Genomic DNA, 23,204 nt, shown 5'->3' with positions numbered 1-23,204 from the left:
CCATGGATCCCAACCGGCTCACTCAGAAATCTCAGGAAGCGCTGCACGACGCCCAGACGGCCGCGGTGAAGTACGGCCAGCCGGAGGTCGACGGCGAACATCTGCTGCTCGCCTTGCTCGACCAGTCCGACGGGCTCGCGGCGCGGCTTCTCGAAGAGGCCGGAGCGGACCCGGCCCGCCTCAAACAAGAGCTGGAAGCCGAACTCGGACGCCGTCCCAAGGTGAGCGGCCCCGGCGTCACTCCCGGCGAAACCCGCGTGACCGCCCGGCTGGCCCGGGTGCTCGACGCGGCCGATCGCGAAGCGGGGCGGTTGAAGGACGATTACGTGTCCGTCGAGCACCTCGTCGCGGCGTTGCTGGAGGAGGGCAGTTCGAGCGCGGCCGGGCGGCTTTTGCGCGGCGCGGGGCTGACCCGGGACAAGTTCCTGGAGGTGCTGCGGAAGGTTCGCGGCAACCAGCGGGTCACCTCGGCGACGCCGGAATCCGCTTACGAGGCTTTGGAAAAGTACGGTCGCGACCTTGTCGCCGACGCGGCGGCGGGCAAGCTGGACCCGGTCATCGGACGCGACGCGGAGATCCGCCGGGTGATCCAGATCCTGTCGCGCAAGACGAAGAACAACCCGGTGCTGACCGGCGATCCGGGCGTGGGCAAGACCGCGATCGTGGAGGGGCTCGCCCAGCGCATCGACCGCGGCGACGTGCCCGAAGGGCTCAAGGGCAAGACTGTGTTCTCGCTCGACCTCGGCGCGCTCGTCGCGGGCGCGAAGTACCGGGGCGAGTTCGAGGAGCGGCTGAAGGCCGTGCTCAACGAGGTCACCGCCGCCGAGGGCCGGATCCTGCTGTTCGTCGACGAGTTGCACACCGTCGTCGGCGCGGGTGCCACCGAGGGCGCAGGGTCTTCCCTCGACGCGGGCAACATGCTCAAGCCGATGCTGGCCCGCGGCGAACTGCACTTGATCGGCGCGACGACGGCGGACGAGTACCGCAAGTACATCGAGAAGGACGCCGCGCTCGAACGGCGGTTCCAGCCGGTGCTGGTGGACGAACCGTCGGTCGAAGACGCGATTTCGATCATGCGCGGGTTGCGCGAGCGGCTCGAAGTGTTCCATGGCGTGAAGATCCAGGACAGTGCGCTGGTCGCGGCCGTCGTGCTGAGCCATCGCTACATTTCGGACCGGTTCCTGCCGGACAAGGCGATCGACCTCGTGGACGAGGCGTGCGCGATGCTGCGCACGGAGATCGACTCGATGCCCGCCGAACTGGACGAGCTGAGCCGGCGGCTGACCCGCACCGAGATCGAGGAAGCCGCGCTGGCCAAGGAAACCGACGCGGCGAGTCACGCCCGGCTGGAAGAACTGCGCCGCGAACTGGTCGATCTGCGCGCCGAGGCGGGCGGGATGCGGACGCAGTGGGAGGCCGAACGTGCCGCGCTGCACAAGGTCCAGGCGCTGCGCGAGGAGATCGAGCAGGTCCGCCACGACGCGGAAGCCGCCGAGCGCGCGTACGACCTGAACCTGGCCGCGCAGCTGCGGCACGGTCGTCTCCCCGAGCTGGAACGACGGCTGGCGGGCGAGGAAGAACTGCTGGCCACCCGACAGGCTGGCACCCGGCTGCTCCGTGAAGTCGTGACAGAGGAGGAAATCGCGGCGGTCGTGTCGCGGTGGACCGGCATTCCGGTGAGCCGGTTGCAGGAGGGCGAGCGGGACAAGCTGCTGCGCCTGGACGAACTGCTGCACGAGCGCGTGATCGGACAGGACGAGGCGGTGCAGCTGGTCGCGGACGCGATCATCCGCGCCCGGTCCCGGATCAAGGACCCGCGCCGTCCGATCGGGTCGTTCCTGTTCCTGGGACCGACCGGCGTCGGCAAGACCGAACTGGCGAAAGCGCTCGCCGCGGACCTGTTCGACACCGAGGACAACATCGTCCGGATCGACATGAGCGAGTACCAGGAACGGCATACGGTGTCGCGGCTCGTCGGCGCTCCGCCCGGGTACGTCGGCTACGACGAGGGCGGCCAGCTCACCGAGGCCGTGCGGCGAAAGCCGTATTCGGTGGTGCTGTTCGACGAGATCGAGAAGGCCCACGCGGACGTCTTCAACACGCTGCTGCAGGTGCTGGACGACGGCAGGCTGACCGATTCGCAAGGCCGCACGGTCGACTTCCGCAACACCGTCATCATCATGACCTCCAACATCGGCGCGCACTTCCTGCTCGACGGCGTGAACGCCGAGGGCGAGATCACCGAGTCCGCGCGCGACGAGGTGATGGCGGCGCTGCGCGGGCATTTCCGGCCGGAATTCCTCAACCGCATCGACGACATCGTGCTGTTCAAACCGTTGACCCTGCCGGAGATCGAACGGGTCGTCGAACTGATGCTGGGCGACCTCCGCACCCGGCTCGCCGAGCAGAACATGACCCTGGAGGTATCCGACAAAGCACTGCGTTTCATCGCCGAACAGGGCTTCGACCCGGTCTACGGCGCCCGACCGCTGCGCCGGTTCCTCGCTCGCGAGGTCGAGACCCGGATCGGGCGCGCGCTGCTCGGCGGGCAAGCGCACGACAACACGACCATCGACGTCAGCCTCGATGACGGCGTGCTCGCGGTGACGTGCCGGGACGACGAGGCTGCCGAAGCCTCGCGGGCGGGCCGATGACCATAGGCGGACTCATCGCCTGGGTTCAGCCGCGGCTGCCGCGGCTGATCGACGAGATCTGCGCGGCGTCCTGCGAACGGATCGGCCTCTACCGGGACGAGAAGATCGTGCCGCGCGCGGACCTGCACCGCTCGGTCACGGCGAACGTGCGGTTCCTGGTCGACACGCTCGGCGGGACCGAGGACCCGGACCAGGGCGCACCGCAGGAGACCGGCAGCCGGCGCGCGCACCAGGGCGCACCGCTTCCGGAGGTGCTGCAGGTGTACCGGATCGGCTGCGCGAGGTTGTGGGACTTGCTGGCCGCGCGCGCCCGCGAGACCGGCGGCATCGACGTGCTGATCGACGCGGCCAGTCTGCTGTGGCAGGTCGCCGACGACCACGCGGTCCGCGTGACCGAGGCGTACCGGGCGGCGAGCGCGGAACTTCTCGTCGCCCAGCAACGCCGCCGTTCCGCGCTGGCCGAAGCCCTTTTCACCGGCCAGCGGCTTTCCGATGCCGGGCCGTGGGAGGCCGGGCGGCTGCTCGGCCTGCCCCTCGACGGGAAACTCGCCGTCGTCGCGGCCGAGACCCGCGGGCTGGCCGAGGAGAGCCTGGTCGGCATCGAACGGCGGCTCAGCCTCCTCGGCATCGTGTCGGCGTGGCAACTCACTCCCGTCCTGCAGGCCGGGGTGGTGTCAGTGCGCGACGAGCAATACCGCGCCGTGCTGACCGTGCTCGACGAGGTCGCGTTGACCCGCACCGGGGTCAGCCCGCTCTACGCGTCGCTGGCCGACACCCCGCGCGCGCTGCACCTGGCGCGCACCGCGCTGGCCGGTGCGCCGCCCGAACGCGTCGAGGTCCGCGCGTTCGACCCCAGCCCGCTGGCCGCGCTCGTCGCCTACGACCCCGACGAAGGCCGGCGGCTCGGAGACCAGGTTTTCGGCCCGGTCCTGGATTTGCCCGCCGACGAACGCGATTTGCTGCTGGAGACGCTCGAGGCGTACTTCTCCGGTGGCGGCTCTTCCGAACGCGCCGGAGAGAGCTTGCACTGCCACGCCAACACCGTCCGCTACCGGTTGCGGCGGATCCGGGAACTCACCGACCGGTCGCTGACCGACCCGAAGGACATCGCCGAGCTCGTCACCGCGATGCAAGCGCTGCGCGTCGACTCTCCGGCCCGGCAACTTCCGCACTCTCAAAGGGATTGACCATGAACCAGATCACCGCGAAAACCCTCGGCACCCCGAGCGGCGGACTCTTCGACAACCCGTGGCCGCCCGATTTCCCGGCCGCCGGACAGCGCGTCGCGATCTTCGCCTACGAAGTGACCAGGGTCGACGGCACCGACGAGGACGCCATCCGCACGTATCACGTCGGCCCCGCCGAAACCGCCGCGCGAGGCCCGATCGGATCGAGCCACGACGAACCGCAGGGCATCACCGTCGCCTGGCGCGGCTGCGGCACCGGCACGGTCGTCTCGATGTCGGCTCCGCTGGACCGCGAACGCACCTGCGTGGTCACCCCGGACGAGGCAGGCCTGCTATGACCACTCCGCAACCGGTCCTCGCCCAGCTGAGCGAAAGCGCGACTTTCCTTACGCTGACGATCAATCCCGGGGGAGAGGCGGCCGTTCTCGACCTGCTTCCCGACCTCGCCGGGCTGGTCCGCTCGGTGGCGTTCCCGCTTCCGCAAGAACGCCTCACCTGCGTGACCGGCTTCGGCTCGCAGGCCTGGGACCGGCTTTTCACCGGGCCGCGCCCGACCGGCCTGCACCCGTTCCAGGAGCTGACCGGTTCGCGGCATCACGCGCCTGCCACGCCCGGCGACGTTTTCCTGCACATCCGGGCGACCCGGCAGTACCCGTGCTTCGAATTGGCTCGGCGGGTGGTGAACCGGCTCGGCGACGCGGTCTCGGTGTATGACGCGACCCCCGGATTCCGCTACTTCGACCGCCGGGACCTGCTCGGCTACGTCGACGGCACGGAGAACCCCACCGACGCGGCCGCGGCCCGCGCGGCGCTCATCGGAGAGGGTCCCTTCGCCGGCGGATCGTTCCTGGTCGTGCAGAAATACCTGCACGACCTGGCGAAGTGGACGGCGATGCCGGTGGAGGAACGCGACCGGTCCGTCGGCAGGCACCTGGCCGACGACGTGGAGATCCCGGACGCGCAGAAGGCCCCGGATTCGCACGTCGCGCGCACCACGATCGAAGACCCGGACGGCACCGAACACAAGATCCTGCGCGACAACATGCCCTTCGGCTCCATCGCCCGCGGCGAATACGGCACCTACTTCTGCGGCTACGCGGCCGATCCCGCCGTGACCGAGAAGATGCTGGAGCGGATGTTCGTCGCCGACCCGCCGGACCGTCTTCTCGACGTGTCCACCGCGGTCACCGGCAGCCTGTTCTTCGTGCCCCCAGCCGATTTCCTCGATGATCCGCCGGTTCGGAAGGGCTGAGCCGATGGCGGACTGGAACGCCGGAGCCCTGGTCATTTTCGGGATCACCGGGGATCTCGCGGCGAAAATGACCCTTCCCGCGCTGTACCGGCTCGAACAGCGCGGCGAACTGCGCTGTCCGGTTATCGGCACGGCCACCGCGCAGCTGTCCCGGAGCGAGTTCACCGAACTCGCTCGCCGCTCCGTCGAGAAGGCCATCGAAGACTTCGATGACGCGGTGTTCGCGCGGCTCGCCCGGCGGATGACGTATCTCGGTGGAAGCGCTACCGATCCCGAGCTATACCAAGCACTTGCCGAGCAACTGACCGCCAGGCCGTTGTACTACTTGGCATTGCCGCCTTCGCTGTTCGCCACCGTCGTGGACCGCCTGGCCGCCGCGGGCCTGCTCGCCGACGCCCGCGTGGCGCTGGAGAAACCCTTCGGCACCGACCTCGCCTCGGCGCGAGCCCTGCGGCAGCGCCTGAGCGAAGTCCTCGACGAGAAGCAGATTCTCCTGGTCGACCATTTCCTCGGCAAGGAACCGGTCACCGAGATCGAATACCTGCGTTTCGCGAACCACGTCCTCGCCGAACTGTGGGATCGCGACAGTGTGGCCGCGATCCAGATCACCATGGCCGAGAAACTGGACGTGGCCGGGCGGGGACGGTTCTACGACCAGGTCGGTGCGCTGCGCGACGTCGTGCAAAACCATCTGCTGCAACTGCTCGCGCTGGTAGCGATGGACGCGCCGGTCGGTTCGAGCGTGGCGGATCTGCGTGCGAAGAAGCTCGAGGTGTTCCGGGCGATCCCGGCCGTGGAGCCGGGCGATTGCGTGCGCGGCCAATACGCGGGCTACCAAGGTGTGCACGGGGTGGCGGCCGGGTCGAGCACCGAAACCTACGTCGCGCTCAAACTGGCGATCGACGACTGGCGCTGGGCCGGAGTGCCGATCTTCCTGCGGGCGGGCAAATGCCTGCCCGAGAGCGTCACCGAGGTCCGGCTGATCTTCAAACACACGCCACGGCTGCGGTTCCTGCCCGACGCCGCACAGGTCGAGGCGAACCAGCTCGTGCTGCGGATCTCGCCGGACCCGGCGTTCCGGCTGCGGCTGTCCGGATTGGACAGTGCGCAGCGATGGCGTCCGGTGCGCCTGGACACGACCTTCGAGCGGGACCTGGGCACACCGCGCTCGCCTTATGAACGCTTGCTGGCGGACGCGCTGGCGGGCGACGACCGGCTGTTCGCGTGGCAGGACGCGGTGGAGGAGAGCTGGCGGGTTTTGCGGCCAGCACTGGCTTATCCGCGTCCTGCGCGGCTGTACGAGCCGGGGACTTGGGGTCCTTCCGCCGCGGACGAGTTGGTGGACGGATACCCGGCTTGGCAGTTGCCGTGGCTGCCTGAGCCCGGTCAGTCCGCGTCGAACGGCGGCCGCACCTGAGTCAAATCGGCGACCACCAGATCGGCCGCCGAACACCCGGAACCGATCGCAACACAGAACATGCCCGCGGCTTTGGCAGCCGCGACCCCGGCGGGAGCGTCCTCGAAAACGACAGTTCGGCCAGGCTCGACACCTAACCGGGCGCAGCCAAGGAGATAGCCTTCAGGATCGGGTTTGCCGCGTGAGACGTCTTCGGCGGTGACGACCGTGCCGAACAGCGACCGCACGCCGAGCGCGGTCAGTTCGGCGTGCGCGTAGTCGCGGGTGCCCGACGTGACGACTCCGATCGGCCACCCGAGTTCGTGCAGCGCACGCACCAGTTCGGCGGCTCCGGGCATGGGCTCGGCAGCGTCGGTCGCGTAGGACATCGCCTCGGCGAACAGTCCGTCCACAGTGGACTCGCCGGGGAAGAGGTGATGGTTCTCGGCCAGCACGGTCTTGCCTGGACGTCCGGCGAACGAGGCAAGCGTCGACTCGTCCAAGCCGACTCCGTGGGTGCGGAACAGCCGGCGCCACGCGGCCTGGCTGCGGGGTTCGGTGTCGACGAGCGTCCCGTCGAGGTCGAACAGGGCTGCGGTGAACATGTCATTTCCTTCCCGTGCCGAGCGCGACGGCGGCGGCGATGAGTGCGAGCACAGTGAACCCTCCCAGCACCGTCGCGAACGACGGGGTCGGCGCGAAAGGGAGACCGAGATAAGCGGTGCTCGCTCCCGCGACCCCGAGCGCGGCACACAGTTGGGCATTGGTGTTGAGCACCCCGGAGAGATCCGCGACGCGGTCCGCGCGGGCGGTCGAGATGACGCGTTCGATCAGCGAGTTCGAACTGGTCCCGAGGCCGAGTCCGCCGAGCCCGAGCAGAAGGATCAACGGCAATCCAGGACGGTCGGCGATGGACAGGTGGACGCACAATGCGGCGTAGGCGGTGGCGAGGAGAAGACACCCGGCGGTGGGCGCGTACTTGCGCCAGCGGGCCGGGAGTCGGGGGAGCGCCAGCCCGGCCACCCCGAAGGCCGCGACCCAGGACACCATGGCCAGCCCGGTCGCGGCTGTTCCGACACCGATGCCTTGCTGAAGGTAGAGCGCCAGCACGAACAACAGACCGGCGTAGGTCGCGGTGGTGAGGCCGTGCGCGAGCAAACCGTTGCGTGTCAACGGGTCCGAGACGACATCCAGCGCGATCAACGGCCGTTTTCCCCGCGCGGCGACTGCTCGGCAGTGATGGACGAACGCGAGCAATACGAGGACGCTCGCCACGAGACAAAGCCACATCCACGCGGGCCAGCCGTGTTCACGCCCGAGGACCAATGGCACGATCGCCAGCAACACCCCAGCAGACAGCACAGCCGCGCCCGGCAGATCCAGCGCGCCCCGGTCGTTCCGGCTGTCCGCGGGCAACGCCCTTCGAGCGGCCAGGAGCAGCAGCGCCCCGATCGGAACGTTGATCAGGAAGACGGCGCGCCAGCCGGTGCCGAAGAGGTCGGCGGAGACGAGCAGCCCGCCGAGGACCTGCCCAGCGACAGCGCCTCCGGAGAGCGCGACCGCGTAGTAGCCCAGCGCGCGTCCCCGGTCGGTGCCGGTGAAATGCGTCTGGATCCCGCTCAGGACCTGCGGCACCATCAGCGCCCCGGCCGCGCCTTGCGAGAACCGCGCGACGACCAGCCAGCCGATCCCCGGTGCGATCCCGCAGGCCAGCGAAGCGACGGTGAACCCGGCCAGCCCGGCGATGAAGATCCGCCGCCGCCCGTGGGTCGCGCCCAGCCTCGCCCCGGTGACCAGCAGCACCGCGTAGGCGATGAGATAACCCGAGACGACCAGCGCGACCGGCCCTTCGCCGGTGCCGAGCCCGGTCCGGATCGCGGGTGCGGCGATGTTGACCACCGCACCGTCCACATTGACCATGAACTGCCCGGACAGCAGCACCGCGAGCAGCAGACCCCGCCGCGGACGGAGCTGCTCGGAGGACGGGGAGAGTTCGACTGCCACGGGAGTCGAGCGTGCCTCGGCGGGGCGGGGCGCGCTGGCGGATTCCGGACATCGCTCTCGATCTTGGCGGTCCAGGCAGGGTGAAGGAAACCTTATCTGGACTGTGAACATGAACGATGGTTCTCCGGAGAGCGCTCTCCGGGACAAAATGCTTCGCGACTCAGGTCTTGTCGTGGTGGCGGCGAGTTATTCTTCAGCCGGGTTCTCTCCTGCGGACGCGTGGCGAATTGTCGCCAGCGGAGACGCTGTTCCGACCGTGCGGGTGAAAGACGATTCCGATGCGGGAAACAATGCGAGCGAAGTCGAGCGGAGCTGGGTGGCGACGGCCGCGGAACTGGGAGTTTTCGGTCCTGGAGGGGACTTCTTGATCAGCGTCGGAGGAGGCCGGGTGGGGAGTCTGCCCTGGGCGCACGTCCGTCGTGGCAAGGACTCTTCCCTCGCGCGGCACCTCGTGGCCCATTCCGGCGAGCCCGGATTCGTGGCGATGTCGATGGACGCTCGGGCACTATGCGGGGTGACGACTGAGGAATACGAGATTTGGATCATCGGCGCCGAGCTGGCTTGACCGGCGGAAATCGCCCGGCCGTTGGCCGCCGCGCGCGGTGCCGGCCTGATCGCCGCGGTTCCCGGACGAGCCTGTGCCCGCCCGGGAACCCCGCACGGCCGATACCGGCGTTCACCCGATCCCGCCCAGGCCGGGATGCCCGCCAGAACCGGACGCTCAGCGTGCAGACCAGCGCACCGCGTGGACCTGGTGCTCGCGGGTGTCGGACTTGCCGACGACGTCCCCGCGCGCGTTGACTCCGCGCGCCCGGTCCGAGGTCCCGCCGGGCAAGGGCGGCAGGAGGGTCAGCGTCCCGTCCGCGCTCCACCGCAGTGCCCGGTCGGGAACGCCGGAGCTGAAGTGCGCCCAGCCGACGACCTCTCCGGTGGCAGTGATTCCGGTGGCCTCGCTGTGGGTCGCGCCGTCGGGAACGCTGAGGACGGTGAGTTTGCCGTCGGCGCTCCAGCGCACCGGGAGGTTGCGGGAATAGCCGGCCGCTTCGCCGCGGTCGTTGACCGCGAGGGCCGCGGAGTAACCCGCCGGAAGAGCGGGCAACTGGGTCAGGGTTCCGTCCGCCGCCCAGCGGAGCGCGTTACGGGAAGTGTCGTCCCGGTGGCCGGAGTACCCCACGATCACTCCGCGGTTGTTGATCGCCGTCGCGGCGCCCAAGGCTTCGTGCTCCGGGATGGGCAGGTCGGTGGTGGTCCCGTCCGCGTTCCACCGGATCGGCATCAGCGACCGGAACCGCCTCGCCGCCCTGCCGACGATCACTCCGCTGTCGTTGATCCCCGAGGCCAGGGACCGGACACGGTCGCCCGGGGCCTTGAGCCGGGTGACGGTCCGGTCCGGGTTCCAGCGGATCGCCCAGGAGCCTTCCTCGCCCGCGATGGCGCCGCTGGCGTTGATCGCGTTCGCCCAGCGGGAAATCCCGTCCGAGGAGAGGTCGGTCCTGCTGCCGTCGCGGGACCAGAGCACCGGGTGGAGCCTGCCGTCGGAGGTCCAGGAACTGCCGACGGCCTGCCCCCTGGCATTGATCGCGACCGCCTCTGCCGACTCGAACCGGGGCAGCGAACGGCCCAGATCGATCGCCTGACCCGAAGGCGCCCAGCGGACCGCGCGCCGGTCGTTGCCGGAAGGCGTCAGTGAATAGCCAGTCACCGTGCCGCGAGAATCGATTGCGGAACCACCGCTCTCGCGACTTCCCGGAAGCGCGCCGAGATCGGTGACGGCACCGCGCGGATTCCAGCGCACGGCGTGGTTGACCCCGTCCGCAGCGGTCGAAGTGCCGGCGACGACACCGGCTTTGTTGATCGCGTTCCCGCTGCCAGCCGGATCTTTCGCCAGGAGGCCCGGCAGCGGGTGGACTGTCCCGTCCGCGTCCCAGCGCACCGGCCGACCTCCGGAACTGCCTGCGACGACGTCGGTGTCGCTGATGCCGTTCGCTTTGCTGTCGCTGGTTCCGGGAAGCAAAGCGAGCAGGACGAACCTGCCGTCGGGACTCCAGCGGGCAGCCTGATTCCGGATGGTTCCGACGATCGTCCCGCGGTCGTTGATCCCCAAAGCAGCCGATTCGGTGGCACCTGACGGCATCGCGAGCATCGTGAGCTTCCCGTCGGCGTCCCACCGCGCCGCCTGACCGGAAGAATTGGCGGGCATGGTCAAGCCGACAGCGACGCCCGCGGAATTGGCCGCCGTGGCCTCGCCGTAGCCGTAGCCGCTAGCGGAACGCAGTTCTGCGAACGAACCGTCCGGCTGCCAGCGCACCGGCTTCTGTGTTCCGTTGCCGTCTTCGGCGGACCCGGCGACGACTCCCCGGCCATTGACCGCCCGCGCCGCCGTCCTGCTGTAGTGGGCGGGAACCGGCAGCCGCGCCACCGAGCCGTCCGATTGCCAGCGCGCGGCGACGGAGGCATCGGCCCCGGTGCTATACGCGCCGACCGCGACGCCGCTGTCATTGATCCCGGTGACCTCGCTCGCGGTCTCGCCGGGAAACGCGCCAAGGTCGACAATCGCCGCCGTCGCAGCGGCCGCCGCTGGGTTCCCGCCGATGGCCAGTCCTCCGGCGAGTAAAAGGACGGAAAAGAAAGTGCCCGGTAAACAATGCTTTCGTGCCACTCGAGAACACCTCCCGATGCGCGCCGAATGCGCGACCGAGGGGAGTATGGCTTGGCTGGGGCAGCGACGGAAACCCGCTGATCGGACGCGCGGAATCGGCTGCTTGCCTGCGGGCAAGGCGGCGACGGGTCCACTATGGACTCCTGTGCGGTCGAACGCATTTGCGTTGCGAGGGAGGGAATCTTCCTTCCCTGCCCTGTCGCTGCAACGATGTCGTTCCGGTCGGGTTCGCCGGATGCGGAAACTTGGCTGTGCCAGATGCTGGATATTCCTGAGTCCGGCACCGGATAAATGACGCAGCGAAATTGATTAACGCTTCTTATTGGATGTTGTTCTCTTTCCTGCCGTCTCAGTTCGCACGCCTTTTGCACATCTTGGAAGGAACGGTCAAAACTCACCTGAAGTGCATCTAGCACAAACTCGGTGCGGCCTGCGTTCAGGCGGTCCCCCGAGGGCAAGAGCGGGAAAACCGTTAACGAACCGCGAACGCGGACCGGACTCGCGTACGCAACGGGAAGACTGCCGGGCACGCGGACCGGCACCCTCGCCGCGACGGATGCCGGGCCCAGACGCGGTGTCCCTGGCCCGGCGTCCATCACGTCGATCATCTCCGTCGACCTCAGCGGCCGGTGAACTCGGCGTCGCGTTTTTCGAGGAACGCTTGCATGCCCTCGGCGCCGTCGGCGGTCCCGAACAGTTCGGTGACGTCGGGCTGCAGGCAGGCGATCGCGTCTTCGTCGCCGGAGCGGTGTGCGCTGGCGAGGGTGGTGCGCACGCCGAGCGGAGCCGCCTTGTCCGCGATGGTGTGCGCGATCTGCCGTGCGCGGGCGAGGGGATCGTCGTCGATTTCCTGGACGAGGCCCATGTGGCGGGCCTCGGTGCCGTCGAACTCGTCGCCGGTGAGCATCCATCGCATCGCGTTGCCCCAACCGGCTTCGCGGGGGAAGCGCAGGGTCGCGCCGCCGAACGGATAGATGCCGCGGCGCACTTCGAGCTGGCTGAACCGGGCGTTCGGGGCCGCGACGCGGATGTCCGCGGCGAGCAGCAGTTCGATGCCCAACGTCGGCACCCGGCCGTGCGCCGCGGCGACGAGCGGCGTCGTCCACGGCCCGTCCAGCCGCCAGGGGTCGCGCCCGTCCGCGGGGCGGGGGTTCTCGCCGGCCAGGATGGCGGGTCCGACGTCGGCGAGATCGAGACCGCCGGTGAAATGCTCGCCGTGGGCGAACAGAACGCCGCAACGCACTCGATCGCCGCCTGGCTCAGGGTGTGCGAGGTCAGGGCGCGCAATATCGAATGCGCTCCCTTCGGCCGTGAGCGACTCGTTGCGTCTATACCTGAATTGCGAAATTTAACACTTCGGGAACCTGCTTACTGGCAGGTCAAGCTTCCGCGGCTCTGTGCTTCCCTTGGTGTAGCGCTCGTATTCGTTCCGGCGCTGAAGAATGCGCACCTGTCGGGCGTGACGCGTTGGCTCGCGCCTGACAAGGTGATGATCGGGCTCAGTGATCGATTCAAGACCGGTGATACTTTCTGGTTCTCGTTCTTCCATGAGTTAGCGCATGTACTGCTGCATGGTAAGCGACTGACCTTTCTGGATCACGGAAAAGAGTCGGGCGACGTTGGCGAGGTCGATTCGTCGCCGATGTTTCTGCATGGTGATTCGAAGGTTTCGGGTGCGTCGAGCGAGTTGGAAAGAGAGGCTGACAAGTTCGCTCAGAACTCGTTGATTCCTGAACAAAACTTAAAGAAGTTCCTCGACTCGTCCGCTGTGGTCACGGAGAAGGAAATTAGAATTTTCGCACGCGAAGTAGGCGTCGCGCCGAGTGTTGTTCTCGGGCGTCTTCAGTATGAAAATATCGTGCCTTGGTCGTTTGCGAGGAGATTAAAAACCGTTGTTCGGTTTGATGATATTTGATGCATTATGGTGCACGTGTGGACTTGTGCCGCAGTGTTGGCAGTGCTCCTGGGGCGTTGTGCGCGGAGTTGCCGGCGAAGGTGGTCACTCGAACCGCCTGATCGATCGCCGATCGCGGACCCGCGCGATCGCCCGACAAGGGGAAAAGGCGTCGACGACGTCCGCGGTGGGACCCCGCAAGCGGTCTGGAATATCCTGGCGACGGGCCAGGATGCGGTCCGAGACCCTGCCGATGCGACGCCCGCGCCGGAAGGTCTATGAGCAGTAGATTTGGATGGGCGACTGTCTGCCGTGCTTCACCCTCTTGATGCTGTTGCTGTGCTGGCTGCCTTGGCTCCACCTCCCCGTGTCCTGTCGATTGCTCTTCATTTCTCCCGACTGCACGCATTCACGGTCGACGTTGGGCTCTGGTCGCAGACTGCCAGCAAGGCAAAGGCTGACGCACTACTAGGTCGCGATCCGCCGTGGCGATGTTGAATAGTCTGATCCGGTCCCCATCGGAACTATCGAACCCAGAGGTCTTTGCGAGGCCTTGGGAGTGCGGGCGGCCATGCAGCACCGAGCGGACTCATTATCGCGCCGACACGGGCCTCGATTGTGCGCACGAGGACTTCTTGAGCGTCTTCCCGGAGAGGAGCCAGGTTTGATCACTTGCTGACTCGGTGCGATGGGAATTTCCGGCGTGACGGATGGTGTTTTCTGCGTCGGTCACTATATGTTGCGGCTGAGAATTCATACAAAATTCTACCCTCGATAACATCTAAGCGAGTCGCTGTCGGAACGCGCCGCGGCAGCGCTGCTCTGGCGAGAACGCATGCAGCGATGTGGTTGTCCGGAGTGAGCTTTCCCGCAAGCGGATTCATTGGCTCGCCTCTCCGTCGTCAAGATCGGGACGCATCCGCTTAGCGCCTCGACGTGCACTCTGCCACTGCGACACGGCCATTAATGCGCCCACTTAACGTCCGGGAAACGATTTGCTGGCACCATTACCTGCTCAGATTCCGTCGGCATCCACGGTGTAAAGCGCCACAACTGCTCGCAGATGTTCCTGGGCGCATTCGGGTCGAGCGATCCAATTGAGCACTCTGCGCGACGATCGAGCTGAGAACTCCGCGACGGAAATCCGGCGGGTGAAAATCGTTCTGTATGCCCCTGAAGTCCTGCAAGCTCCGATAAGTCCTAGGTGGTAACCAATGCCATACCCTTCGAGTCGCTCGAGCTACCAGCGATTGCCCCCAGTGGCGGCCTCGATCAACGCGGCGATGGACGGGTTCGAATCGCGCAGCGTGCATGCGGTGATTCACGCTTCGTGTTCGTCGCCCTCAGCCGTGCACCGGCTTCCGACACTGACCGCGCTCCTGGTCGGCACGTGGGGCAACCCTCCGATCGGCAGGCGCGCGGCCACGCCGGACGATCTCTCCGGCTGGCTGATAGCTCCCCAGCTTGGCTCCGGCGTCTACGAGCGGATGGAGGACTGGATTCCTGCGGATCCGAGGCTGGAGGTCAGGGCCGAGTGGAGGGGCATCTGGTGGCCGCTCCATCCCGGGTATCTCGACCAGCCCCGGGAACTGCTCGAAGTCGTGCGGCGCCTCGCTGAGGCGGCGGATCCGGTTCTGGACGATCACCTCGGATTCGGGATCAGCGACGTCGCCGAACTCGCGCTGCGGATGATCGCGCTTGAGCGGGCGGTCGTGGCGCGGCACTGGGCGAGCGGCCCTTCGAGCCGGCCGGAGGGGCCGGCGACGGTGACCCCGGCCGAGGTCGCCGCGAGCGACCGGATCCTGGAGGTATGGCGGGCGCAGCCTGCCGACGCTCCACTTCCCGCTGTGCTGCTTGAGCCTCTCGCGCCGGTCGCCGACGGAGGCAAGGACCGTTTGACCCGTGCGCTCACCTGGGCGACCGCACGGCCCGAAACTACGCGCGTGCACGTTGGCAACGAATACTCGGAGCTGGCGGCCCTCGCCTTGGCTGCCAAGGGCTGCCTTCTTCCGGTGCCGGCCGGGCTGGCGCTCAAAGGTCTTGCCCAAGTGACTCGTCGCCTGGTGCGGGAGGCAGCCCGGCTGGAACGCGGGAGTCGTGGCCGCCGGGACGCTTCCGCCGCGGCTGCTCGGCTCAGCGCGCAGACGCAGCGCTTGCTGGTCCGCAGCCTGTTGACGTTCGCCCCGGTCACTCTGCTGAATGCCCGGGTGACGTCTGACCGGAAAGGCGTCCCGCTGACCCTGATTGCTCCGGCTGCCCGGCACGTCGTTGCCGTCGCCCTAGCCGTCGACCTCACCGGCGAAGGGACGACCGCCGTCACCAAAGCGAAGCGTGCCGTCGAACAAGTCGTGCCTGGCTGCGTTGTCCAGCTCGACCGTCCGGCGGAAGTCGGCGAAAAGCCGCCCGGCGACTACCCGTTCGACCTGTCTGTGCTGGAGGGATGTCCGGTCCGCATACGCGAGGATGCCGCGGTGACGCGTGTCGTTCTCGTCGACGGCCTGCGAAGAGCGATCCGGGAGTTCCGTCGTGGCACGATCGTGCTGGGAGTGGAGGAATGGGTTCGCATCGTTGGCGACGCGCGGCAGGCCGAGGAGTTGTGGGCCTTCCTCGACGAACTCCACGAGCTGCCAGGGATCCGGGTCGCCCGCGGGTGGAACGTCCTCGCGCTGTGGAAGGCGTTTCGTGAGAGGGGCGTCCTGCACGAGACCGGAGCGGAAGGACTTGAGCTCAGTTTCCCTCCTGTGGAAACTGCCGACGATTGGGAAGAATCGGCCGCGGTCGAGCGGTTCGACCAGCTTGCGACGAGCGTCGGCCTGCCGCCCATGCATGAGTGGCCGCGGTGGGCTCGGCTGGACAGCGAAAGGGCTGTCGCTCGTTCGGTCTTGCCCTATTGCCTGGCGTTCCTGGATGTGCCGAGTTCGACGGCTGTCGTGGTCAAGCAGACATCGGCCGAAGTGGACGAAGCACTGCAGGCCGCACTGGCCCGAGCTTTGCACTCAGGTTTGGCCAAGGTCATCTCTGGAACGTCGTTGTCTGTTCTTGACCAGCCGCTGCAGATCAGCCTCTTGGCTGTCGATTCCCCCGGTACCGAACAACGTCCGGTTTGGCCCGGGGGCTTGGTGGACGGTGCGGTCGTCCTTTGCTTTTCACCGCAGTCTGCAGCCGAGCAGAGCGCCGAGACCGTTCATCGGCTGCTGGGCAAATCACTCGCCGAGGGGTTGGCTTTTTTCGCGATGGACGCCTCGGCGGAGGAAGGACTCACGGCCGGACGATACGACCTGGAGCAGATGCTGGAGAGCAACTCCGCAGCGGCTGAAGTGTTTAACACGGTCACGGAGAAATGGCGTGGCCTGCCTGTCGAACTCCTCAAGGCGCGGATCGCTGTCCCGTTCGCGGTGCAGGAGATGCCGCGGACGGCGAGGTTGAGCGACCTCGGCGAGGCTAGAGCACGGAGAACGCTGGCGCGAGCATTGAACCAAGAGAAGATCGGCCCGTGCCAGGTTGTCGGCGGGGAAGCGGCGACGCTGCTCCGGACGGTAGTGGTTCCCATGGTCATCGATGCGCTGAATCGTGAGTTGGTCCGCTTCGATCCCCGGCAGGCTGTTCCGGCCGCAGCGGCGCACATTGAGCGCACGCTGGCAGAAAGCCGTCAGGACGACCTCGCTCGTTCCCTGTCTGCGCAGCATGTGGATGGAGCCATCGCTGAAGAAGCGCTGCGGAACACAGTGCGCACGAGAGCCGCACACTTGGTCCTGGAACAGATGCTGCACACGCCCCCGGCCGGACAAGCTCGTCTCGACGATCGCGACTGGTGCTCCCTGCTGCATCTCGCTTCCCTCGCCTTCGAACTGGGTGAGCACGTGAACGCGGTCCAGTCCGGGGCGGAGGAACTGGAGGTGACGATCGTGGGGAGCGGTGTTCACGCGATCAGGGTCCGGACTGGTCGCTTCGACTCCGAGGCGTACAGCGCGGAACTGCTTCGGGTCCATCTCGGCGAGCAGGACTTCCCCACTGCGGAAACATCCGCGGCTGGACCGGTCGAGCGGCCTTTCCAGTCGCTGAGCGCAATCTTGGAGGATACTCCTCGCGACGGGCAGGGCTCCGAAACGCGCAAGACGATGATCGGTTTCGACGAAGCCATGCGAGTTAGCCTCGGAACCGGGGTCGACGGCCTGTTCGCGGTCTTGAAGACTGCCGCGTCCTGGTCGGTGCCGAACGACGCTCTCGTCGCGGAGGTCCCGGTCGGAGAACTGGTCGAGTCCGTTGCGAGCTGGTCCGGCCTACCCAGCGGAGAAGTCGAGGCCGCGGTGCGCGAACTGACGTTGATGCAGCAGAGCGTCGCCGCCGCCGACACAGTCGACTTTTGGGAGCTGGACCGTCGGCGGGCGAGGCTCGCAACGCGCCCGCTGGTCCGTCCGCTGGGGTCGCTGCCGGGTTCCACGGTCTGGATTCTGCCCCGGCAGGCCGAGGCGACACAGGCGATCTTCGCCAACTACCTCGGCAATCATCGGCTTCCGTGGTGGAAAGAAAACCTCCCCGTCGATTTGCGCGAGGCCATTGATGAATGGGGGTGGGCGATGCAGCATGACTTCGAGAAGGAAGTTGTCGCTGCGGTCGGAGAATGCGGATTCCAGTATATCCGCCCTCGGTTCCGCGTTCGGAAAGCTCTCAAGGTGGGACTGACGATTACCGGCGAGATCGACGCTCTCGTCGCGGACCCGGGCCATCGACGGATCTGGGTGGTGGAGGCCAAGAACAAGGACAAACCGTACACGACCGAGCAGCTGTTCCGCGAGCTGCTGAAATACCATGGCGTCTGTGAAAACGAGCGGTCGAGGGCGAAGCAGAAGACGAGTCCGGACAAAGCAGAAGTCGGGAAGCTGCTGAGAAAGGCTGCGGAAATCCGCGAACAGTTGCCCGCGACCTTCAGGGCCGTAGGGCTGCCCGGAACGGACCCAGCCGGCTGGACGGTCTGGCCGGTGCTCGTCAGTCCGAATCCCATGGCGGCGGCATTCGTCGACGACCCGCGGGTTCCGTTCGCGTGCGTGCGCGGCCTGAAACAGATGCTTCAGAGCGACGCGGATCCGGTGCCGGGCCACTTTTCAGAGTTCGGGGACTAAGCGGGATTCGGCCGACCAGCTTCTGCGGGGCTGGCATCCGGGCTGGATGCCAGCCCGCACGCGGGGACATTGCAACCGAAGACGGTTCCCTCGGCGGGATGCTCGACGAAGAGCGGCCATGCGGTACCTGAACGGCAGCTGCGTGATGAGCGGCGTGGGTCAGGCAGGCTTCGCCGATCATCGCTGCGGAGTTCTGTTGATCGCGGGCAATGTCGATGTCGGAGGCGGCGTGCGGACGATGCGCGCTGCCGACGGAGTTGCCGACGGCAGAACGGCCGATTGTTGTCCGCGCGGCCCAACTCTCGCCTGAGCCCGAAACATCCGGACAAGCCACTGCAGTCAAATGCCACGTGATGCCGGCAAGTGTCGTTTTCCTCGGCGCGGGTGTGCCGTCGGTGTCGGGTGATGTCGCGGTTTGTTGTCGTGTTTCCGCACTCTCGGGCTCCCCTCGGGCTCGCATGTGCCGGGATATGTCGCCTGGTCCGGCGGGATTTGGTCGGCGGCGTTTCCGGGTGCTAGCTCGTGTGGTCGGGGTGGCGCGGTGATGGGGGAGTCGAGAGGGCAAGTGGCTCCGAATTTTGCACTGTGGGCGCAGCGCGGATGCACGGGTCTGGTGGCGGTCGGGGCCGCGTACGCGTCGTATCGGCATGGTCGTGAGTTCGCTCTCCGGTTCGGTGCAGATTCGTCGACAGCGTCGATCTGGCCGTTATTGGTGGGTGGGTTGTTGACGATCGCGACGATCGAGTTGTGGAAGAACCGCGCAACTGGTCGGGGTCGGTGGATCGCGTGGTCGGCTTTTGTATTCGGGATCGGGTCGTCTTTGCTGGCGAACATCGGGTCGGTGCCGGTGGAGAATCCGCTTCAGGTGGTGGTGGCTGCGTGTCCGCCAGTGGCGTTGTTGTTCGCGGTGGAGTTGCTGAACCGTGCGTTGAAGTACCGGCACGCCGAGACTTGCTCCGAAATCGTGTCCGAGCGAGTCGAGACCGAGACGGCTGTAGACGGAGGGACGGACGAGCCTGAGCCAGGCGATCGTGGCGTGGTCTCGGATGGTCTCGGCGAGGACGGCGGTTTGCTGGCCAACTCGACACTCGCTCAGCGAAGGCGTGTTGCTGGCAGACATCGACCGCGTCGAGGCTGTGATCCAAGACCAGCGGGTTCGCCGGTGCGGAATCAAGCCGCACGTACCCGGCTTCGTCCCCGTCAGCAGGGATGTCGCGGCCGCCGGAGCCTGTCTCGGGGATGCGCCGAGTCCGTGTGTTCTAACGGTGCTGTGCGTGGCGGGCTTGCTGTCGTTGCTGGTCGGCCCGGTCGGCGGCCTGCTGGGCCGCGTCCGGATAGTCGCGGATCAGCGCGGCCAGGCGGTTGGCCAGGGACGTGGTGTTGGGCAGATCGGTCGGATAGCGAGGGTCGGTGGCGTACGGCGGCCGGGCGGTCGCGACCAGGCGGGCGAATTCCACTGGGTTGTCCACGTGTTGCCAGGCCGCCGCGAATCGATGCTGGGTCAGCCGGGTGGAATGCTCGGCGATCGCGTCGGCTTCGGTTGGATAGGTGCGGAAATCCCGGCGCATCCGGTGCCGGAATCCGGGGCCCGACTCGTTCGGCCAGATCCTCGGTTCCGGGCCGGTCAGGCGTGGATCGTTCTCGTGCCGGGCGGGGAACACTTCGGTGGTGACTACAGTGTGGCGCCGGTCCGGCGGATCATTCGGGCCGGCTTCCACATTGAACAGGTTGTCGCCGGTCGCCCCGCGTGCCGGCCAGCCCAGTTCGATGGCCATCTGGCCGAGGATGAACGCGGCCGGCACGCCGCTGCTGCGCTGCACGTCGATCGCCTGGTCACGGAAGTGCAGTACGAACCCGATCTGCGTGCCGAAACGGGCGCACAGGGCGACGCTGGTTGCCGCGTCGATGGTTACGCCCGCACCCAGTTCCGGGGCGACCGGGCCAGCCGGTACGGCCGCATCTTGTGCGGGGGTGCCCGCGTCCTGGACCGGTGCCGGGATGGCAGCATCCACCGTCGGTGCGCCTGCGTCCGCGGGCACGGGCGTGCCGCCGGGCAAGGACGCGTCCCGCGGTTCCTCGTCGGGGGAATCCCGGTGCACCGTCAGGCCGGTCGTCTGGGCCGGGACGCCGCTTCCGCCGGCCGCGATCATCCGAGCCTCCTGCTCTGCCGGGTCGCTGGGCCGGCTGATCGCCTCCGGCGCGCCGGTCGCCCCGTGTTGCTGCACGACATGGGCTAGCTCGTGGGCAAGCAGTCGCTGCCCGGAGGGCGTCGCAGGTGCGTGCTGGCCGGTGCCGAACGCGATGTGCGAGCCGATCGTGTATGCCCGTGCGCCCAGTGCCCGGGCCGACTCGGCGGCGTGCGAGTCGGTATGCACCCGGACGGTGCTGAAGTCCTGACCCAGCCGCGCGCTCATGGCGGCGCTGGTCGCCTTGTCCAACGGCTCGCCGGGCGATCGGACCGCCTCCGACACGACGGACGGCACCGGGCCCTGCTGAGCGTTCCGCCGCGGGGGTTGGTGGGCGTGGGTCATCAGTCCAGTGTCCGTTCCCGCCGTCACACTGGCGTCACCGCAGCGGGACCGAACCTGCGGGCTGAATCAACGCGTCGGTCGTGGGGGTTTGGACACGGTCGTCGCCAGTCAATACCAGCATGCGGGCCGCCGCTGCACCTCCATCCCGAGCGAAACGCCCCTGGGAACCGCCATGATCGCTTCATCCCAGGAACCGGGCCTCTTCCGCGTACCCGCTCGGCGCGGTCCGGCCGTACACCGCCGGGCATGCACAGCTTGGCGACGACATCGCCGCTGTCGCCTGCTCATGGTCGAGCACCCGGAACGGGAGCCAAGTTGACGTGCCAGAACTCGTCGCAGGCAAGCTGGCTCGCGATCCTCGGCGCGAACTGCCGCGCGGAACGGTTTGTGCTCACGGCCAGATTCGAGTTCTCCGACTGTATGGTGATCCTGGGCGAGCGACGTCTGCGAGCCGTGCTCGCCGAGCACATCCGGAACTGCGAAGGTCGACGGTCGCATCGTTCCCGCGGGTTTTGCTCACCACGGTCCACCCATCCCGTGGCAGACCTCAGCTTCTGGCGGATCAAGCGACAGCAGGTGCCCGAGGCCTGATCAACGAGTACGAGTAGAGCCACTGGTCAGCACCGGTGACCAACTTGTGGAACCTCGCAGGTGCCGCTTGCCGTGCGGCCCACGATGGAGGCAAGCCTTCTGCCCGTCCGGAGCATTCCACAACGCGTGCGGGGCTTTTTCTCGAATTCCTCCATAGATCCGATCTTCGCCCCGGCAGTGCCGGTGGCGATGTCGATCGGCTGCACCGCGTTGTCGCTGTAGTCGGAGACCCGCAGGGTCTTGCCGTCCGGGCTGACCGCGAGGCTGCCGGGAGCCTGACCCGTCGGGAACGTGGCGACGACGGCGTCGGCCGCGACGTCGATCACGCTGACCGTGTTCGAGTTCTGGTTGGCCACGAACGCTTTGCTGTGATCAGGACTCGCGACGACCGTGCCGGGGGACAACCCGACCGGAATGTCGACCTCGGGCCTGGCGGTGGAGAGGTCGACAGCGGTGACGGTGTTGCTGGAGAAGTTCGCCACGAACGCTCGCGGCACCTACGCGATATCCGGGTTGGGCACCGTGTGGCCGCCATGGCGGCGGTCTGGGCGCTGGCGAGACGCCGGGTCCGACTGGCCGGTGTGCGAGCTTGCCGGGGCCGTCGACGAAGTATGGGCGGCACACGAGATCGCGACCCGCGGTCTGACCGATGACGACCGCCGCGCGGTATTCCGGGACAACGCACAGCAGTTCTACGCCGGAGCCGGCCGTTGCGGGCCAAGACTTGGTTGATCGGTGCCGGCACGCGGATCCGGCACGGCACTGATCACAGCACCGGCCGGTTCCCCCAGCCTGCTTCGCGACGTTCATCGTGCGAGGGACGGCGGATTGTGACGCCACTCGCGCGGGGTGCGGCCGAACGATTGTTTGAACCAGCGGGCGAAGTTGCTGGGGGCGGAGAAGGCGAGCATCGCGGAGATCTCGGTGAGGGAATAGCGTTTGCTGCTCACCAGGTGTTCGGCCAGTGCTCGGCGGGTCTCGTCGAGGAGCGACGAAAACGTGTGTCCTTCCTTGGCGAGGCGGCGGTGCAGCGTTCGGCGGTCGACGCCGAGGCTGCGGGCGACTTGGTCGCTGGAGCAGCGGCCGGTGGGCAGGAGCACTTCGATCAGTTCGTGGACGCGGTTGAGTGTGGTCGCCTCTTTCGTTTCTTTCATCGAGTCCAGGATTTGGCGGGTGTAGGGCCGCAGCAAGGGATCGGACATCGCGTTGCTGGCATTGAGGTCCGCCGCGGGAATGGTGATTCCGTTGAAATCCTGGTCGAATCGGAAAGTGGTGCCGAAGATTCGCCGGTAGGTGGTGAGGTTCGTGGGCGCCGCGTGCGTGAAGGACACCGTGGCGGGTTGCCAGGTGGGGCCGAGGAATCCGCGCATGAGCTGATGGAGAGTGCCTACTGCCAGCTCGGTGCCTTGGCGGACCTCGCCGGGCTGGCCGAGGCGGAGTTCGACCCGGATCGACGCGGTGTCCTCTCGTTCGCTGATCCAGGTGTGCAGTGATTCGTTGTACATGTGCTCGTAGCGCATCAGGATTTTGAGTGCGCTGCGCACGTCGGGCTCTTCGCGGATCACCAGGCTGAGCGGGCCGAGGTTGGAGAAGCGGCGCAGCTCGACGAGCCGGAGTCCGAAGTCCTCGTGTCCCGACGCCGTCGCCGCCTTTTCGAGCAGGTCCGCGATCGAAGCCGCCGGAACCCAGCGGTCTTGCAGCCGCAGGCTTGCCGGGTCCATGCCGGCTTCGCGGACGATCTGCGCGGCGTCGAGCCCGACCGAGCGGCTCAGTTCGACGAAGTTGTTCAGGGCCGCATAGCGGGCCAACGGCTTCACGTCATCGCACCCTGTCCCAAGATGAATAGTTCGGTGTCCCCTGAGGATAAGTATCGGCGGCCGAGTGTCAATACCGTAAGCCCCGTCACATGGAGTGAA

General features: G+C 67.3%; 17 protein-coding genes and 1 pseudogene. 11 read left to right on the top strand and 7 right to left on the bottom strand.

What is annotated here, in order from left to right:
- Positions 1 to 2: 2 nt before the first annotated feature.
- The 5 genes from clpB to ACZ7SW_RS09850 are packed head-to-tail and all read left to right on the top strand — an operon-like array spanning position 3 to position 6,510.
- The gene (clpB, locus tag ACZ7SW_RS09870; protein WP_470230013.1) at positions 3 to 2,654 is read left to right on the top strand and encodes an ATP-dependent chaperone ClpB; all 2,652 of its coding nucleotides are present in this window, start codon (positions 3 to 5) and stop codon (positions 2,652 to 2,654) included.
- Positions 2,651 to 3,841 (top strand): PucR family transcriptional regulator, encoded by a 1,191-nt coding sequence (locus ACZ7SW_RS09865; RefSeq protein ID WP_470230012.1) that lies wholly within the window; start codon positions 2,651 to 2,653, stop codon positions 3,839 to 3,841. Before clpB ends, ACZ7SW_RS09865 begins: the two co-directional genes overlap by 4 nt.
- Positions 3,842 to 3,843: 2 nt before the next feature.
- The gene (locus ACZ7SW_RS09860; protein ID WP_470230011.1) at positions 3,844 to 4,179 is read left to right on the top strand and encodes a hypothetical protein; all 336 of its coding nucleotides are present in this window, start codon (positions 3,844 to 3,846) and stop codon (positions 4,177 to 4,179) included.
- Positions 4,176 to 5,093, top strand: a complete 918-nt coding sequence (locus ACZ7SW_RS09855; RefSeq protein WP_470230010.1) for a Dyp-type peroxidase — start codon at positions 4,176 to 4,178, stop codon at positions 5,091 to 5,093. The genes ACZ7SW_RS09860 and ACZ7SW_RS09855 overlap by 4 nt, the downstream gene beginning before the upstream one ends.
- A gap of 4 nt (positions 5,094 to 5,097) precedes the next feature.
- The gene (locus ACZ7SW_RS09850) at positions 5,098 to 6,510 is read left to right on the top strand and encodes a glucose-6-phosphate dehydrogenase (protein WP_470230009.1); all 1,413 of its coding nucleotides are present in this window, start codon (positions 5,098 to 5,100) and stop codon (positions 6,508 to 6,510) included.
- Here ACZ7SW_RS09850 and ACZ7SW_RS09845 read toward each other — a convergent pair.
- Both ACZ7SW_RS09845 and ACZ7SW_RS09840 read right to left on the bottom strand, forming a co-directional pair.
- The gene (locus ACZ7SW_RS09845) at positions 6,480 to 7,094 is read right to left on the bottom strand and encodes an HAD family hydrolase (protein ID WP_470230008.1); all 615 of its coding nucleotides are present in this window, start codon (positions 7,092 to 7,094) and stop codon (positions 6,480 to 6,482) included. The genes ACZ7SW_RS09850 and ACZ7SW_RS09845 overlap by 31 nt on opposite strands.
- A 1-nt stretch (position 7,095) precedes the next feature.
- Positions 7,096 to 8,493: an MFS transporter gene (locus tag ACZ7SW_RS09840; RefSeq protein WP_470230007.1), complete on the bottom strand. Its 1,398-nt coding sequence runs from the start codon at positions 8,491 to 8,493 to the stop codon at positions 7,096 to 7,098.
- Positions 8,494 to 8,881: 388 nt separating this feature from the next.
- Between ACZ7SW_RS09840 and ACZ7SW_RS09835 the strand changes: the two genes are divergently transcribed.
- Positions 8,882 to 9,058, top strand: a complete 177-nt coding sequence (locus ACZ7SW_RS09835) for a hypothetical protein (protein ID WP_470230006.1) — start codon at positions 8,882 to 8,884, stop codon at positions 9,056 to 9,058.
- Positions 9,059 to 9,214: 156 nt separating this feature from the next.
- On the opposite strand, the gene ACZ7SW_RS09830 is transcribed toward ACZ7SW_RS09835, so the two are convergent.
- Entirely contained in the window at positions 9,215 to 11,152 is a 1,938-nt protein-coding gene (locus tag ACZ7SW_RS09830; protein WP_470230005.1) for a hypothetical protein, read from the bottom strand.
- A gap of 619 nt (positions 11,153 to 11,771) precedes the next feature.
- Positions 11,772 to 12,395: a crotonase/enoyl-CoA hydratase family protein gene (locus ACZ7SW_RS09825; RefSeq protein WP_470230004.1), complete on the bottom strand. Its 624-nt coding sequence runs from the start codon at positions 12,393 to 12,395 to the stop codon at positions 11,772 to 11,774.
- Here ACZ7SW_RS09825 and ACZ7SW_RS09820 point away from each other — a divergent pair.
- The 4 genes and pseudogenes from ACZ7SW_RS09820 to ACZ7SW_RS09805 form a co-directional block, all read left to right on the top strand.
- A complete protein-coding gene (locus ACZ7SW_RS09820) occupies positions 12,369 to 13,067 on the top strand; it encodes an ImmA/IrrE family metallo-endopeptidase (protein ID WP_470230003.1) in 699 nt (232 codons plus the stop codon). The genes ACZ7SW_RS09825 and ACZ7SW_RS09820 overlap by 27 nt on opposite strands.
- A gap of 1,238 nt (positions 13,068 to 14,305) precedes the next feature.
- Entirely contained in the window at positions 14,306 to 18,166 is a 3,861-nt protein-coding gene (locus ACZ7SW_RS09815) for a hypothetical protein (protein ID WP_470230002.1), read from the top strand.
- A gap of 118 nt (positions 18,167 to 18,284) precedes the next feature.
- Positions 18,285 to 18,476 (top strand): hypothetical protein, encoded by a 192-nt coding sequence (locus ACZ7SW_RS09810; protein WP_470230001.1) that lies wholly within the window; start codon positions 18,285 to 18,287, stop codon positions 18,474 to 18,476.
- A gap of 234 nt (positions 18,477 to 18,710) precedes the next feature.
- A pseudogene (locus tag ACZ7SW_RS09805) lies at positions 18,711 to 19,097 on the top strand (DUF2637 domain-containing protein); the annotation flags it as partial.
- A gap of 328 nt (positions 19,098 to 19,425) precedes the next feature.
- Here ACZ7SW_RS09805 and ACZ7SW_RS09800 read toward each other — a convergent pair.
- Together ACZ7SW_RS09800 and ACZ7SW_RS09795 are read right to left on the bottom strand one after the other, a co-directional pair.
- Entirely contained in the window at positions 19,426 to 20,697 is a 1,272-nt protein-coding gene (locus tag ACZ7SW_RS09800; protein ID WP_470230000.1) for an eCIS core domain-containing protein, read from the bottom strand.
- A 617-nt stretch (positions 20,698 to 21,314) separates the two neighbouring features.
- Entirely contained in the window at positions 21,315 to 21,770 is a 456-nt protein-coding gene (locus ACZ7SW_RS09795; RefSeq protein WP_470229999.1) for a YncE family protein, read from the bottom strand.
- On the opposite strand from ACZ7SW_RS09795, the gene ACZ7SW_RS09790 reads away from it, so the two are divergent.
- A complete protein-coding gene (locus tag ACZ7SW_RS09790; RefSeq protein WP_470229998.1) occupies positions 21,703 to 22,020 on the top strand; it encodes an amidohydrolase family protein in 318 nt (105 codons plus the stop codon). The genes ACZ7SW_RS09795 and ACZ7SW_RS09790 overlap by 68 nt on opposite strands.
- A 74-nt stretch (positions 22,021 to 22,094) precedes the next feature.
- On the opposite strand, the gene ACZ7SW_RS09785 is transcribed toward ACZ7SW_RS09790, so the two are convergent.
- Complete coding sequence (locus tag ACZ7SW_RS09785; RefSeq protein WP_470229997.1) at positions 22,095 to 23,105, bottom strand: AraC family transcriptional regulator; 1,011 nt, start codon at positions 23,103 to 23,105, stop codon at positions 22,095 to 22,097.
- Positions 23,106 to 23,204 lie beyond the last annotated feature (99 nt).

The organism is Amycolatopsis sp. NPDC114484 (assembly GCF_055633755.1).
The sequence above is the reverse complement of the archived record's forward strand: the minus strand, read 5'-3'. Positions and strand labels throughout refer to the sequence as shown.

What these genes read in the sequence shown, in the direction of transcription:
- clpB (WP_470230013.1), top strand. Translation starts at nt 3, where the DNA reads ATGGATCCCAACCGGCTCACTCAGAAATCTCAGGAAGCGCTGCACGAC.
- ACZ7SW_RS09865 (WP_470230012.1), top strand. Translation starts at nt 2,651, where the DNA reads ATGACCATAGGCGGACTCATCGCCTGGGTTCAGCCGCGGCTGCCGCGG.
- ACZ7SW_RS09860 (WP_470230011.1), top strand. Translation starts at nt 3,844, where the DNA reads ATGAACCAGATCACCGCGAAAACCCTCGGCACCCCGAGCGGCGGACTC.
- ACZ7SW_RS09855 (WP_470230010.1), top strand. Translation starts at nt 4,176, where the DNA reads ATGACCACTCCGCAACCGGTCCTCGCCCAGCTGAGCGAAAGCGCGACT.
- ACZ7SW_RS09850 (WP_470230009.1), top strand. Translation starts at nt 5,098, where the DNA reads ATGGCGGACTGGAACGCCGGAGCCCTGGTCATTTTCGGGATCACCGGG.
- ACZ7SW_RS09845 (WP_470230008.1), bottom strand. Translation starts at nt 7,094, where the DNA reads ATGTTCACCGCAGCCCTGTTCGACCTCGACGGGACGCTCGTCGACACC.
- ACZ7SW_RS09810 (WP_470230001.1), top strand. Translation starts at nt 18,285, where the DNA reads ATGCGGTACCTGAACGGCAGCTGCGTGATGAGCGGCGTGGGTCAGGCA.
- ACZ7SW_RS09800 (WP_470230000.1), bottom strand. Translation starts at nt 20,697, where the DNA reads ATGACCCACGCCCACCAACCCCCGCGGCGGAACGCTCAGCAGGGCCCG.
- ACZ7SW_RS09790 (WP_470229998.1), top strand. Translation starts at nt 21,703, where the DNA reads ATGTCGACCTCGGGCCTGGCGGTGGAGAGGTCGACAGCGGTGACGGTG.